The organism is Ulvibacter sp. 2305UL32-6 (assembly GCF_058148545.1).
Map to the genome: position 1 here is coordinate 111,723 of NZ_JBYVKA010000003.1, position 15,352 is coordinate 127,074.

Genomic DNA, 15,352 nt, shown 5'->3' on the forward strand with positions numbered 1-15,352 from the left:
GGAAGTTCACAATGTACTCTTTTTACGTTTTGATTCTTAGTTATTTACCCATTCAGGGGAACGACTAAAAAATTTAAACACGCCTAAAAATTTGATCTATTTATGACAAAAATTTTCAGTCCTGACCCTTAGAAATAGAGCACGGAACTACTTATCGGTTTTTACTAAATCACAGCAGTAGCAAGAAAAAAAATGCCTTTTGCAATAAAAACAGCTCCTCTTTTAAAACAAATTGCAACCAAAATATTCTGATCAATGCCAAAAACGCTGCGAAATAGGCCAATCTTGGTGAAGCAGCCTTCTAGATTTTCTTCAAAAAAAATCTATCAATATGCTTAACAACACAATTATATCAAGTGGCAATACAAAAAAATGCTCAAGCATTGTTCATCATAGGGATTAGCTCACCTGCGTTCGCTGATCCCAGTGGGGAACTAATAATAATAATTGCTGCACAACTGTATAAAGCCCCGAAACCAAAAATGCTCAAGCATTGTTCATCATAGGGATTAGCTCACCTGCGTTCGCTGATTCCCAGTGAGGGATCTTATAAGAATAATTGCTGCACAACTGTATAAAGCCCCGAAACCAAAAATGCTCAAGCAATGTTCATCATAGGGATTAGCTCACCTACGTTCGCTGATTCCAAAATAGTATCTTGAACAAGCATAAAAATCCCGTTCACGCCTTAAAAGGCATGAAGGATTATTTCTTTTACAAAATTTTCTGAAACTGCGTTTCAACATTTTGTAAAAGAAATAATCCCCGCAACTTTCAGTTGCGGGGATTTCCTTTTGCAGAGAGGAAGGGATTCGAACCCTCGATACGTTGCCGTATACACACTTTCCAGGCGTGCGCCTTCGACCACTCGGCCACCTCTCTATTAATACTTGGCAAATATCAAGAATAAAAAACGCTTACAAAATTTTAAAGTCGGTTTTTTTAGCTCATTTCCCCGCGAAGCGATGTCTCAAACACTGTTTTCATTTCTTCCGAAGAAATCCCCTCACCTAATAAATACATCAACTTTGCTAATGCCGCTTCAGTTGTAATGTCTCTTCCTGAGATCACCCCCATTCTCTTTAGGGCAGTGCTTGTTTCATACAACCCCATGGCGACACTACCGCCGCTACACTGCGTTACATTGATCACTGGGATCCCAGCAGCGATAACTTGCTTTAAGGCCGCAACAAACCAAGGCGCATTGGTAAGATTGCCACTTCCATAGGTTTCCAAAATAACTCCTTTGGCATTAGGATATGAAAAAAGATGCTTCACCGTTGCTTCATTAATTCCCGGAAACATTTTGATCAATAATATATCGGAAGCAAGATTTTTATGCACCCGTAATTTCTTTCGGCGGTTTACCTTATAAAGGTCATCATAATTGACAACCAGATTTACGCCACTTTCAACCAAACACGGAAAATTTAACGAGGCAAAAGCTTCAAAATGCTCGGCATTGATCTTTGTTGTTCTATTGGCGCGATATAATTTATACTCAAAATACAAACCTACTTCGGTTAACAACGGTCGACCATTTTCCTGCAAAGCCGCAATCTGTATCGATGTGATCAAATTCTCTTTGGCATCGGTACGCAAATCACCAATAGGTAATTGTGAGCCCGTAAAAATGACTGGCTTCGCCAAGTTTTCTAACATAAAACTTAACGCCGAAGCGGTATACGACATGGTATCACTACCGTGAAGCACTACAAAACCATCAAAGCGAGCATAATCTTGTTCGATCATTGTTGCAAGAACCACCCAATACTTGGGATCCATATTTGAACTATCTATAGGCTCATCAAAACTTGTGGTTTCAATCGTACAATCCAATAATTGTAGTTCTGGAATATGATCTAATAACTCGTTAAAATTGAAATTTCTCAAAGCACCTGTTTCAAAGTCCTTGATCATTCCAATGGTTCCGCCCGTATAAATAAGGAGTATGTTCGATTTTTGTTTCATAGGCAAATAGCGAGGTATGGTCAATCGCGTCTAATTTGTGATTTAAATCCCAAAAACAGCTTTGGCATTTTGTGTGGTAATTTTTTCCACCTCTTCTTCGGAAATGTGATACACCGCGGCTACTTTAGCAGAAACCAACTTGAGATGTGCACTTTCGTTTCGTTTTCCTCGGAATGGTACCGGCGCAAGATACGGCGAGTCGGTTTCCAAAACAATATGTTTTAATTCGATCTGATCTAAAAACTGATCGATCTTTCCGTTCTTAAATGTAACAACGCCACCAATTCCTAATTTCATATTTAAGTCAATTGCCTGTTTTGCCTGTTCCAAAGTTCCGGTAAAGCAGTGAAAAATTCCGAAGAGATCCTCACCCCTTTCGGTTTCTAAAACCTCAAAAATTTCATCAAAAGCATCGCGACAATGAATAACAATTGGCAATTTATACTTTTTAGCCCATTGAATTTGCTGCTTAAAAGCTTCCTTCTGAATGGCCAAAGTAGAAGTATCCCAATATAAGTCGATCCCTATTTCGCCAATTGCGATAAAAGATCGCTTAGCAAGCTCTTGAGCTACATGCGCTAATTCTTCCTTATAATTTTCTTTAACTGAAGTTGGGTGAAGCCCCATCATAAGATGTACTTGCTGCGGATAATCCCGCTCTAGATCATACATTGCTTTGGTATAGGTAGAATCTATAGCAGGTATAAAAAATTGACCAACTCCAGCATCATTGGCACGCTGCATCACGGCAGGTCGGTCATCATCAAAAGCGTCACTATAAAGGTGGGTATGCGTATCTATTAACATCTTGCAAAGTTACCTATTTTGTTCTCTATCTTTGTAAAAAAAAGAAGTGCAACTAAGAACCCTGCTCGAAAATCAAAATTTTGTTAGAATTCCATTGAAAAGCTTAGCAACAGGACATTATAAACTCATTGCTAAAATAAATGGTAAAAAAGGTGATTTTATACTTGACACAGGTGCCTCAACAAGCTGTATTGGTTTTGATAGAAGTCATACTTTTTTATTGCATAGCGAAGAAAGCGAAATCAAAGCAGCCGGTGCTGGTGCCATTAATATGGAAACACGTATTACCCATAATAACACCTTGCAAATAGGAAAAAAGCTGATAAAAAACACCTCCTTTGTACTTTTTGATCTACAACATGTAAATGCTGCTTTGGAACAGACAAAAGAACCCAGCATAGATGGAATTATAGGCGCCGATATCTTAAAGTCTTGCCGCGCAACAATCGATTATGGTCGAAACTGCCTCTATCTTAAATAGTAACGTTTGGCTTGTCGTTTTTTTTAGTATTTTTATCTCCTAGCCCTCCTGCATGCAATTGAGAATAATATATGTCATCCTACTGTCGCTCTCCATTATTCCTAATGGCATTGCTCAGGATATTTCGTTTTATAAGAATGCGGTAACATCGGCTTCCTCAAACGCCGAAAAGCTGCGCGCCCTTGATTCTGTGATCTCAAAAAGTTTTCGAAAAAACAACGACGATTATATTGCATATAGTTTAGAGTATATTGAACTAGCAAAAGAAATGGATAGCATCAGACTTGCAGCCAAAAAAGCGATCAACATACAAATCCCTCTTACCAACTACAATAATGATCCAAAGCAGGCGATCAGTGTTATAAATTCTGTTTTAGTACATAAATATAAACTTCGGGACAGTTTTTTATTAGGTGTTCTTTATCTAAAAAGAGGGAAAACACACCAACAAATCGATCTTAAAAGCGCTATTGAAGATTATACCTTAGCCCTAGAAAGTTTTTCCAAAAATGATATTGCCGTAATTGGAGATGCTTATTTGTTTAGAGGGCAAGCCAATGCAGATTCTGGACAATTTATTGCCGCAACTGAGGACTTTAACAATGCCTATAAAATTTATGAAAGTCTCCAAGATTACGAATATATGTTATATGCCCAGCAAGGAAATATCAACATGTATAGCTTAAACGGTTTCTTTAAAAAAGCAGAGATAGAGCGAAATAGATATATTACCAAGATCAAAGAACTCAAACTAACCAAAAACTTACCGTTGGCGTACTATAATCAGGCAATCGACTATCGTAAAACTGGCGAACGAAATTTAGAATTTAAGGCATTACACAACGCCAAAAACTATCTCGATCAAGGCATTGTAGACCTGAGCACTTTTGTAAGAGTACATTCAAAATTACTAGAATATCACTGTCAGGATAACGATCTGGTGGCAGCGAAAAAATATTTGACCATTCTAGATGACAACCTTCCAAAATTTGAAGGAAACGTACTTGCGATGCTAAATTATTTGGAAGCAAAAGCCACCTATCTGGCAAAGATCTCAGAACCTGAAAAAGGACTTAGCTTTGCGCAGACAAAGTTAGAAACCGCAGAGAGTTTAGGAAGTGGCGAAGACATTATTGCCTCCCATTTACTCCTCTCAAATATTTATGAACAAACTGGAAATTACAAGAAAAGTTTGTATCATAAAAAAAAATACTCCCGCTTTCGGGATTCTGTATATAGCAAAAGTACCGCCAATGCGCTAGCCTACTATCAGACATTGTATGATACCGAAAAAACGGAGAAAGAACTTTTAGAAAAAAATGCCAACATTCAACTTTTAGAAGAAGGAAACGCCTCGATAAAAAAGTTCGTTTATTTTATCGGAATTTCATCTGTTCTTAGTTTCGGACTCATTCTATTATATCGTAATCAGCGTTATTTGAAGGAAAACAAACTTCAACAAGAAAAGTTCAGCCAAGAACTTTTAGTTTCCCAAGAAAAAGAAAGAAGACGTATTTCCAAAGATCTTCACGATGGTTTGGGCCAGCATTTGTTACTCATTAAAAACAAACTCATTGATTCTGGCGATGCCCAAGCAAAACAAATGGTTGATAAAGCGATTGACGAAGTTCGTTCTATTTCCAGAGATCTGCACCCTTTTCAACTTCAGGAAATGGGCATTACGAAAGCCATTGAACATACACTCTCCCAAGTAGATGACAATTCTTCTCTTTTTGTTTCTTCGGAAATTGATAATATCGATAATATTTTCAGTCCCGAACAAGAGGTCAACATCTATCGTATAGTGCAAGAAACGCTAAGCAATATTTTAAAACATGCAGAAGCTGAGGCTACTCGTGTTTCTGTCAAAAAATTTTCCCGATATATTGTTATTTCCATAAAAGATAATGGCGTTGGCTTTGACTTTCCAGAAAAATTGCAGAACTTGAAGTCGCTAGGGTTAAAAACCTTATTAGAGCGGACAAAATTCTTAAACGGGCAAATGAAAGTGCAATCTGTACGGGACAATGGAACCACTTTAGAATTTCAATTTCCTGTTACATGAGAAAAGAATCTATTATTATAGCTGATGACCATCCCCTACTCCTTAAAGGTTTGAGTGATTTTCTAATTGAAAAAAAGTACAATCTTGTTGGTTCAGGCAATAACGGACGAGAAGCCTATAATTTAATTGCCAAGCTACAACCCTCCATTGCAATCTTGGATATACAAATGCCCTTTATGTCTGGGCTAGAAATTGCAAAAAAGTGCAAAAATATACATATAGACACTAAAATTGTGCTTATTACACTTCACAAAGAAAAAGATTTGTATCAAGAAGCTCAAGACCTAAACATCTTTGGCTATATTTTAAAAGAATTTGCATTAGAAGAAATAGAAAATTGCATCTCTTCAGTTTCACAAGGCATTCCGTTTTTTAGTCCGAAGATCAAAGCCCTGTTAGGTAAAGATTTTTTTGAAGATGAATCTTTAGAAGCACTAACTCCTTCAGAAAAAAAGATCCTTAAATATATTGCAAATGATAAAACCAATAAGGAAATAGCATCCCTTCTCTTTATTTCTTATCGCACTGTAGAAAAGCACCGCAGTAACATTATAAACAAGTTAAAGTTAGAGCCAAAAACCAACAGTCTCCTTATCTGGGCTAAAGAAAATCACGACAAACTTCACTAAGGAACTTAAAATACGTATTAACACGTATTTCAAATCTATTGCTTTATTGCCATCTTTACACTGTGAAAGAGATTGTATTACATAAAGCATCAAAGACAAGAACACACAAACGAACTAGTTGGTTTGTAATCTTGATAATAGCCGCTGCTGTAGCTACCATCATTTTGAATATTGTTAATTATATTGTTTCGTTTTAGCACACGCCAAATTTGGCACTACTAACCAAATTAAAACCCCGTCTTCTATTAAGAGACGGGGTTTTTTTATGTTTTAATTTTATATCTAAAACCTATAACTCTAACGCTTTTTTCACATCGTTGTTCATTAGTAATTCTATTGGGTTTTCAAGCGCTTCTTTAACAGCAACCAAGAAACCAACCGATTCCTTTCCGTCAATTATCCGGTGATCATATGACAAAGCAACGAACATGATAGGTGCGATAACAATAGCACCATCCCGAACGATAGGACGTTCTACGATATTATGCATTCCTAGAATTCCAGATTGTGGCGGATTGATAATAGGTGTTGACAGCATACTTCCGAAGACACCTCCATTTGTAATGGTAAATGTTCCTCCAGTCATTTCATCAACAGTAATTTGTCCGTCGCGGGTGCGAATCGCAAGGCGTTTTACCTCAGATTCAACACCTCTGAACGTAAGGTTTTCAGCATTACGGATCACGGGAACCATTAAACCTTTAGGTCCCGAAACTGCAATTGAAATATCTTTATAATCAAAAGTCACCATTTCCTTACCATCAATCATACTGTTTACGGCAGGATACATCTCTAATGCGCGTACTACAGCTAGGGTAAAGAAAGACATAAAGCCTAAGCTCACTCCGTGTTTTTCCTTAAAGGTCTCTTTGTATTCTTTACGCAATTCAAAAATTGGCGACATATCAACTTCATTGAACGTAGTCAACATAGCTGTTGTGTTTTTTGCCTCTACCAAACGTTCTGCCACCTTACGTCGTAACATCGACAATTTGGTTCGTGACGACCCTCTTGTTCCAGGTCCTGGAGTTCCCATAGAAGGTGTTGCATTTTCTGCGTCGCTTTTAGTAATCCGTCCATCTCTTCCTGTTCCAGAAACAGCTGACGCGGCAATATCCTTTTCATCAAGGATCTTTTTCGCGGCTGGAGAAGGAGTACCACTTGCATATGTTTTATTGGTAAGCGGCTCAGCTTTAACATTGGTGTCTTTTGCTTCGGCCTGACGTTTATCTACATCTGGCGCCGCATTCCCTTTTCCTTTTTCATCACCTGCATTTTCATAGGTGTCAATATCGTCTGCATCTTTACCTCCTGGTTTTTCAGCATCGGTATCAATAAGACAAACCACAGCACCCACGGCTACTGCATCGCCTTCTTCGGCTTTGAGAGTAATAATTCCGCTTGCCTCTGCAGGAAGTTCAAGAGTTGCTTTATCGCTATCAACTTCGGCAATAGCCTGATCTTTTTCAACATAATCGCCGTCTTCAACAAGCCATTGTGCTATTTCAACTTCGGTGATCGATTCTCCCGGTGAGGGAACTTTCATTTCTAACATAGTATCGTATTTACTATTGATATATTATTTAAATCACGGTTTCAACTTCCGAAGAAACGTACATCCTTATTTTTTTGGTGTCTCAAAAACACTGTCAATAACTTCTTTATGTCTCGCCTTTGATCGAGCGCTACTTCCTGCTGCGGGAGAACTATAAACGCGGCGGGATGCAACTCGTAGCGGTACTAACTCGAAATTCATCAACATAAATCCCCAGGCACCCATATTTCTAGGTTCTTCCTGCGCCCAGACATAGTCGGTCACATTCGAATATTTCTTTATAATTGCTTCCAATTTTTTCTTCGGAAGAGGAAAAAGCTGCTCAATACGTACAAAAGCTATGTCATCTCTTCCATTCTCTTCCTGTCGTTCGATAAGGTCGTAATAAAACTTTCCCGTACAGAAAACCAATGATGTTACTTTCTTTTTATCAGCTTTTGGATCGTCAATGACTTCCTGGAAGCTTCCGTTTGCCAATTCTTCTTTTGTTGAGATCACTTTTGGATGACGCAACAAACTTTTAGGGGTAAATACCACAAGCGGCTTTCTAAAATTCCACTTCATTTGACGACGAAGTAGATGATATAAATTTGCAGGTGTAGTTACATCTGCCATGATCATATTATCTCGAGAACACAATTGTAGATAACGTTCCATACGAGCACTTGAATGCTCAGAGCCTTGTCCCTCGTATCCATGAGGCAACAACATGACCAAACCGTTTTGTGTTTTCCATTTCGCTTCGGCTGCCGAAATATATTGATCTAGCATGATCTGTGCTCCGTTCGAAAAATCACCAAATTGGGCTTCCCAAATAGTTAGTGTTTTTGGAGTTGCCATGGCATATCCGTAATCAAATCCTACAACCCCATACTCAGACAGTAAAGAATTATAGATATAGAAGTGTCCTTCAAGACCTAACATATTATGAAGGTTCAATTCTTCGGCATCATCATCTGTTTTGATAATTGCATGACGGTGTGAAAAAGTTCCTCGCTCTACATCCTGACCAGACATACGCACATTAAAACCTTCTTCCTGAAGCGTCGCATACGCTAATAATTCACCCATCGCCCAGTCGAGCTCATTTGTTTCAAAATAGCGTTTATGTCTATCGTCAACAATACGCTTGATCTTCTTAATAAAATTTTTGTCCTTCGGAAGTTTCGTGATTCCTTGAGCCAAGAAATCCAATTTTTTTAATGGAAAAGTAGTGTCAGTTTCAGCAAGAATATCTTCTGAAGTACCGTGTGTATATCCTTTCCAATCATCGGCAAGAATTTCTGTAATAACTGTCTTATCCTTTTTTCGAGAAGCTTCTAGATCGTTTTCAAGATCTTCTTTATAGGCCACTTCCAAATTTTTTACGTAACCCTTATCGATTACGCCCTCATTTAAAAGTCGTTTGGCGTATAATTCTCTTGGATTAGAATGTCTTGCAATGGCCGCATATAACTTTGGTTGCGTAAAACGAGGCTCGTCACCTTCGTTATGCCCATATTTTCTATAGCCCAACATATCAATAAATACATCACGCCCAAATTCATTTCTAAAATCTAGTGCAAATGTAAACGCATGGCAAACAGCCTCAACATCATCGGCATTTACGTGTAATACAGGTGAAAGCGTCACTTTACCAATATCAGTACAGTATGTAGACGACCGTGCATCGAGATAATTAGTGGTAAAGCCCACTTGATTGTTTGCAACTACATGGATGGTTCCACCGGTGCGATAACCTTCTAATTGTGCCATTTGAATCACTTCGTAAACCACTCCTTGTCCTGCAATTGCAGCATCACCGTGAATTAAGATTGGCAGAATAGCCTTTTCGTTACCATTTAAGGTATTGTCTAATTTGGCACGTGCAATCCCTTCTACTACCGCATTCACAGTTTCAAGATGCGAAGGGTTTGGAGCGAGATCCATACGAACTTTCTTTCCGCCGTTGGTTTGTCTAAAACTAGTCCATCCCATATGATATTTTACATCACCGTCAAAAAGTTCGGCTTCATCGTATTCTTTGCTGTCAAACTCACTAAAGATCTTTTCGGGCGATTTTCCGAAGATATTCGTCAGTACATTTAAACGCCCACGGTGAGCCATTCCCACAACGAATTGTTCAATACCTTTTTCAGCGCCTTTTTCAATAAGGGTATCTAAGCCAGGGATCAAAGCATCAACACCTTCAATAGAAAAGCGCTTTTGACCCACATATTTTGAATGTAGAAAAGTTTCGAAAGAAATTGCCTCGTTTAATTTTCCTAAAAGATGTTTTTTCTCTTCGGAATTATAATTTGGATGATTATCATTTTTGTTTAACCAATTCTGAATCCATTTAATTTCGTCTGGATTCCGAATATACATATATTCTACTCCTATAGCATCGCAATAAATGGCATCTAAATGACGTACGATCTCTCGTAAGGTTGTTTTTCCGAGGTTCAAAATAGAACCTGCCTCAAATGATGTCTCTAGGTCGCTTTCAGATAAACCAAAATTTTCCAGCGCCAGAGTAGGTGCGTATTTACGTCTTTCACGAACTGGATTGGTCTTTGTAAATAAATGGCCACGTGTGCGGTAACCATCAATCATTTTAATGACCTGAAATTCTTTTAATACATTATCTGGAACGACAGCCGAATCAACCCCAAGTGCTTCTATGGAACCGTTTTCAATCCCAAAATCAAAACCTTGGAAGAAAGCTCTCCAACTTGGTTCAATACTATCTGGGAACTGTAAATACTTATCGTAAAGTTCTGCTATATAAGCAGGGTGGACGGCGTTTAGAAAAGAATATTTATCCATACGTGGAATGAAAGCGTGCTATTTAAAAATAAAACGTTACAAAAATACAATAAATCCCCAAACTACTTAGTCCGAATTTGTATATTTATAGCAGGTAACTCTTAAATTATTCCCAATGCTTTATTCGCGAAACGTTCTATTAAAAATGATTCTTTTTTGCTTTTTCTTCGGAAGTGTTTCCGTGATGAGCGCTCAAGAAAATACCACATCATTTTGGGATCATGTTCGCTTTGGCGGGGGTGTAGGACTTAGTTTTGGCGACGGATTTTTTAGCGGAACCCTTGCTCCAAGCGCTATTTATGATGTAAATGATCAACTTTCTATGGGAGTAGGCCTTAACGGAACTTACAACAGTTTGAAGAATACCTATAACTCAACTATTATTGGAGGCAGCTTGTTAACGCTTTTCAATGTGATCCCAGAAATTCAACTCTCGGCCGAATTTGAAGAATTGAACGTCACTCGAAACTTTGAAAGCGACCTGAATATTGAAGATCAAAATTATTGGTATCCTGCCCTATTTTTAGGGGGCGGCTATCGTACTCAAAATATCACCATTGGCATTCGATATGATGTACTCTATGATGAAGGAAAAAGTGTTTACGCCAATGCCTGGGCTCCTTTTTTTAGAGTTTATTTTTAATGCTATTTGCTACACCGTTCGCTGCATTAACCATCCGCCAAATTCGCGTAGTTTCGTTCGGTTTTCTTCGGAAATATCAATATGTTGTAATAAGGCATTTGCCTGTTGGGTGTAGCTTTCTATTTTCGCGATTGTCGCCTCTGCAGCACCCGAACGTTTAAAAATAGCTTTCACTGTTTCTATTTTTTCCGACGGATCTTTAGGCATTTGTTTGAAAAGATCTCGCAGCTGTTCTTTGTCTTCCGAAGTTCCCTGCGCTAAAGCCGTTAAATAGAGAAAGGTTTTTTTATTGGCAATTATATCCCCTCCTACCTGCTTTCCGAAGGTAGCTGGATCTCCGAAAGCATCTAGATAATCATCTTGCAATTGAAAAGCGATTCCAAGATTTCTTCCGAAGTCATATATATGATCACGACAATTTTTCGACGCATTTGCCACAATGGCTCCCATCTTCATAGACGCGCCAATAAGTACAGCCGTTTTATAATCTATCATTTTAATATAGGCATCGATTGTCACATCATCTCGTGTTTCAAAATCGACATCGTACTGCTGCCCTTCACAAACCTCTAGAGCGGTTTTACTAAAAAGACGCGCCAGATGCTGAAACATCTCTGGTTTGTACGCCTCAAATAATTGATATGCTAAAATAAGCATCGCATCGCCAGAGAGAATTCCGGTATTAATGTCCCATTTTTCATGTACTGTTTCCTTGCCGCGTCGCAAAGGAGCATTGTCCATGATATCATCATGAATCAATGAAAAATTGTGAAAGAGTTCTACGGCCAATGCTGCATTCATCGCCTTTTTATAGGCTTCTTTTCCTTCCGAAGCAGCTAAAAAGAAATCGGCTGTAAGTAAAGTGAGCACTGGTCTTAAACGTTTTCCACCTAAAGTGATTATATACTTTATAGGTGCGTATAACTGAACAGGCTCCTTCATTTGTACAGCAGCATCGAGGTGTTCAACCAAAGCACTACTGTATTTTTCTAAATGATCCATGCAAGAATTTTTGGTAAAAATACAGATTAGATAACATTCCTATGATGTAAGTAATAACATTTTAAAAAAAAATACGCTCGGGGAATACTCACAGGCAGTTCATTATGAGCATAAATGTTAATAAATCATTAAAACTTTGGAAACTTATAATGTTTTTAAAGTTTCCTGTTATATATTTGCACTCGATTATGAGAGAAAAAATTATACAAAAAGCAACCGATCTTTTTATAACGCTCGGTTTTAAAAGTGTTACCATGGACGATATTGCCACCGCAATGGGTATTTCAAAAAAGACGATCTATACACATTTTAACAATAAATCGTCATTGGTTCGTGAAACAACCATGGCTATGTTCAATCATATAACGCAAGGAATTGACTGCATTTGTGCTTTGAATAACAATCCTATAGAAGAGCTATACGACATTAAGAAATTTGTAATGTTACAATTAAAAGACGAAAAACTATCACCACAATACCAATTGCAAAAATACTACCCAGAAGTTCATGAAACTTTTAAGCATAAGCATTTTGAAAAAATGCAGGATTGTACCAAAAGGAACTTACAACGAGGAATTGAACAGGGGTTATATCGCGATAATATTAATATCGAATTTGTCGCGCGAATTTATTTTATCGGCATCAATGGCATTAAAGATGACGTGATGTTTCCCATGACCGAATTCCCTAAAAAAGCACTTTTTGAAGAATATCTCGAATATCATTTAAGAGGTATTGTAACTAAAGAAGGGCAACAAATCTTAAATAAATTTATAAATAACAACCAACCAAATGCGTAACTTATTTTTAATTTTAGGCGTGTTGCTGTTAACCACAACGGCATATGCACAAGAACCCAAGCGCTACAGTTTCAATTTGGAAGAAGCCGTTAGTTTTGCAATTGACAGCAACTACCAAACCATCAATGCCCGTCGTGACATTGCTGAAGCGCTAAAACAGAAGTGGGAAACCACGGCTACCGGACTACCGCAGATAAGTGGTGCAGTTTCATACCAAAACAATTTAAAGCAACCTGTAACACTTTTACCCGCTGAAATTGTTGGAGGTGAACCCGGTACTTTTGTCCCAGTCAATTTTAGTACAAAACAAAGTGCGTCTGCAACTGCCACATTAAATCAGTTGATCTTTGACGGAAGTTATCTCGTGGGGCTTCAAGCCGCGAAAGCGTTCTTAGATTATTCTGAAAATGCAGCTGAAAAAACCAATCTTGAAGTTAGAAAAGGTGTTATCAATGCCTACGGAAGTGTGCTACTTTCCGAAGAGCTTGTTGCCATCTTTGAAAAGAACAAGGCCAATCTTGAAAAGAACTTATTTGAAACCCGAAAGATCTTTGAAAATGGTCTTACCGAAGAAGAAAATGTAGAACAATTGGAGATCACCTTACTCGATATTGAAACACAACTGAGCAATGCTCAACGCTCTGCAACCATTGCCCGTGAAATGTTTAATGTAGCATTGGGCATTGAAATAACAGACATCGTTCTGTTTGAAGACAATTTAGATGCCCTTGCTGAGCAAAACACCCAACTTAAATATTTAGATAATACCCTGAATGTGGAAGAAAATATTGACTATCGAATTGCTTACAATCTCACTGAACAGCGAAGTCTCGAATTAAAACTAGAGAAAAGCAAAGCATTACCAACTCTTTCTGCCTTCGTAAACTATGGAACCTCAGCTTACAATGAAGATTTCACTTTCTTAGATGGAGATCAACCGTGGTTTCAATCATCTATTTTTGGAGTCAATATGAGCATTCCAATTTTTAGTAGCGGTATGCGAAGTGCGCGAACACAACAAGCCAAAATTGCCTTAGATCAATCAAAAACAGAGTTAGATGAAACTGCTAAGCAGGTTCAACTTCAGCTAAACACCGCAAAAAGCAATTATCAATTCGCTATCGAAAAGTATGAAAATTCGAAAAAGAATATTAGTCTCGCAGAACGAATTGAGAATAAGAACCAAATAAAATTTACTGAAGGGCTTTCAACCAGTTTTGATCTGAGACAGGCTCAAACACAGTTATACACGGCACAACAACAGTATTTTCAAGCCATGCTTGATCTTATCAACGCCAAAGCCGAGATCGAATCGGTTTTAAATATTCCTCAATTACGGGTTACTTCCGAAGAAATCCGCAATCAAAAATAATTATGAAAACGAGCAACAACCAATATACAACGACCATGAGAAATCTATTACCTTTATTAACCCTATTGCTTCTGCTTGCATCTTGCGGAGGTGACAAGGCAGAGAAATCTGTTTCAGAGATCATTGCCAGCGGCGACGTGGCCCAAATGACCGAAACAAGAAAGACTATAGTTGCCGAGCAACAAGAATTGAACACTCAGTTAAAGCAATTAGATGAAAAATTGGCAGAACTGAATCCGGAGACAAATATCCCTTTAATCACCGCCTTTACAAGTAAAAAAGAACGCTTTGAGCATTATGTAGAGTTACAAGGAAGCGTAGAAACCGATCAAAATTTAGTTCTTACTCCCGAAATGAGTGGTGTACTTACTAATGTATATGTAAAGGAAGGGCAAAAAGTGAGTAAAGGACAAATACTAGCCAAGGTTGACGACGGTGGAATGAGCCAACAGTTAGCGCAAATGCAGGTACAGGCCGACTTGGCAAAAACCACTTATGAACGTCAAAAACGTCTTTGGGATCAAAAAATTGGAAGTGAGATACAATACTTGCAAGCAAAATCGAATTACGAAGGCATGCAAAAAAGTATTAGTTCTATGCAACAACAAGTTGGTAAATCAAATGTTCGCGCCCCTTTTTCGGGTATTATCGACGATTTGATCACTGAACAAGGAAGTGTAGTTTCACCAGGAATGACACCACTTATGCGAATTGTGAACTTAAACGAAATGTATATCACCGCCGATGTGCCAGAGAGCTATTTGGCCGATGTTGTTACAGGGAAAAACGTAGCGGTTGAGTTTCCGGTGCTAAATAAGAAGCTCGACGCCAAGGTGAGTCAGACAGGAAGTTTTATTAATCCTGACAACAGAACTTTTAAAGTGGAAGTCGATGTTCCTAATAAAGATAAAAGCATTAAGCCAAATCTTACCGCGCGTTTAAAGATAAACGACTATACCAATGAAACCGCAATTTTGATTCCGCAAAGTATAATAAGTGAAAATGCAGCTGGTGAGCAATATGTTTATGTTTTAAAAGATAGACAAGGTGAAAAAGCAGTTGCTTCGCGAGTAATCATTGAAACGGGAAGAACTCAAGGTGATTTTATTGAAGTTATCAAAGGAATTGAAGACGGCAATGACATCATCGAAGAAGGTGCACGAAGCGTAAAGGACGGTCAGACTGTTAAAATTATTTCATACTAACCAAATTAGTAGCC

12 protein-coding genes and 1 tRNA gene are annotated in these 15,352 nt (G+C 38.1%); 7 read left to right on the forward strand and 6 right to left on the reverse strand.

The genetic code is table 11. The annotated features are described in order from the left end of the window. Positions 1-797: 797 nt before the first annotated feature. The 3 genes from ACY2RU_RS10300 to ACY2RU_RS10310 form a co-directional block, all read right to left on the reverse strand. Positions 798-882: transfer RNA gene (locus ACY2RU_RS10300), tRNA-Ser, on the reverse strand. A 60-nt stretch (positions 883-942) separates the two neighbouring features. Then, the gene (locus ACY2RU_RS10305) at positions 943-1,971 is read right to left on the reverse strand and encodes an asparaginase (RefSeq protein ID WP_490138374.1); all 1,029 of its coding nucleotides are present in this window, start codon (positions 1,969-1,971) and stop codon (positions 943-945) included. Between the two features lie 42 nt (positions 1,972-2,013). Further along, complete coding sequence (locus ACY2RU_RS10310; RefSeq protein WP_490138375.1) at positions 2,014-2,778, reverse strand: TatD family hydrolase; 765 nt, start codon at positions 2,776-2,778, stop codon at positions 2,014-2,016. A 94-nt stretch (positions 2,779-2,872) separates the two neighbouring features. On the opposite strand from ACY2RU_RS10310, the gene ACY2RU_RS10315 reads away from it, so the two are divergent. Genes ACY2RU_RS10315 through ACY2RU_RS10325 form a run of 3 tightly spaced genes read left to right on the forward strand, consistent with a single transcriptional unit; the run spans position 2,873 to position 5,953 of the window. Beyond that, positions 2,873-3,259, forward strand: coding sequence for a retropepsin-like aspartic protease (locus ACY2RU_RS10315; RefSeq protein WP_490138376.1), 387 nt, complete (start codon positions 2,873-2,875; stop codon positions 3,257-3,259). A gap of 52 nt (positions 3,260-3,311) precedes the next feature. Next, a complete protein-coding gene (locus ACY2RU_RS10320; protein ID WP_490138377.1) occupies positions 3,312-5,324 on the forward strand; it encodes an ATP-binding protein in 2,013 nt (670 codons plus the stop codon). Beyond that, positions 5,321-5,953: a response regulator gene (locus ACY2RU_RS10325; RefSeq protein ID WP_490138378.1), complete on the forward strand. Its 633-nt coding sequence runs from the start codon at positions 5,321-5,323 to the stop codon at positions 5,951-5,953. Before ACY2RU_RS10320 ends, ACY2RU_RS10325 begins: the two co-directional genes overlap by 4 nt. Before the next feature lie 289 nt (positions 5,954-6,242). On the opposite strand, the gene odhB is transcribed toward ACY2RU_RS10325, so the two are convergent. After that, positions 6,243-7,508: a 2-oxoglutarate dehydrogenase complex dihydrolipoyllysine-residue succinyltransferase gene (odhB, locus tag ACY2RU_RS10330; protein WP_490138379.1), complete on the reverse strand. Its 1,266-nt coding sequence runs from the start codon at positions 7,506-7,508 to the stop codon at positions 6,243-6,245. Positions 7,509-7,574: 66 nt separating this feature from the next. Continuing rightward, complete coding sequence (locus ACY2RU_RS10335; RefSeq protein WP_490138380.1) at positions 7,575-10,316, reverse strand: 2-oxoglutarate dehydrogenase E1 component; 2,742 nt, start codon at positions 10,314-10,316, stop codon at positions 7,575-7,577. A 145-nt stretch (positions 10,317-10,461) separates the two neighbouring features. Here ACY2RU_RS10335 and ACY2RU_RS10340 point away from each other — a divergent pair, with 145 nt between their 5' ends. Next, positions 10,462-10,959 carry an alpha-ketoglutarate decarboxylase gene (locus tag ACY2RU_RS10340; protein ID WP_490138381.1) on the forward strand — a complete coding sequence of 166 codons (498 nt, stop codon included), beginning with the start codon at positions 10,462-10,464 and terminating at the stop codon, positions 10,957-10,959. Positions 10,960-10,968: 9 nt separating this feature from the next. On the opposite strand, the gene ACY2RU_RS10345 is transcribed toward ACY2RU_RS10340, so the two are convergent. After that, entirely contained in the window at positions 10,969-11,961 is a 993-nt protein-coding gene (locus tag ACY2RU_RS10345; protein ID WP_490138382.1) for a polyprenyl synthetase family protein, read from the reverse strand. 188 nt (positions 11,962-12,149) lie between these two features. Between ACY2RU_RS10345 and ACY2RU_RS10350 the strand changes: the two genes are divergently transcribed. From ACY2RU_RS10350 to ACY2RU_RS10360, 3 genes are read left to right on the forward strand one after another with little or no spacing between them, the layout of a single operon-like run. Continuing rightward, on the forward strand, positions 12,150-12,761 hold the full coding sequence (locus ACY2RU_RS10350; protein ID WP_490138383.1) for a TetR/AcrR family transcriptional regulator: 612 nt from the start codon (positions 12,150-12,152) through the stop codon (positions 12,759-12,761). After that, a complete protein-coding gene (locus tag ACY2RU_RS10355; RefSeq protein ID WP_490138384.1) occupies positions 12,754-14,133 on the forward strand; it encodes a TolC family protein in 1,380 nt (459 codons plus the stop codon). The genes ACY2RU_RS10350 and ACY2RU_RS10355 overlap by 8 nt, the downstream gene beginning before the upstream one ends. A 35-nt stretch (positions 14,134-14,168) precedes the next feature. Continuing rightward, positions 14,169-15,338, forward strand: coding sequence for an efflux RND transporter periplasmic adaptor subunit (locus ACY2RU_RS10360; RefSeq protein ID WP_490138385.1), 1,170 nt, complete (start codon positions 14,169-14,171; stop codon positions 15,336-15,338). Positions 15,339-15,352: the final 14 nt, after the last annotated feature.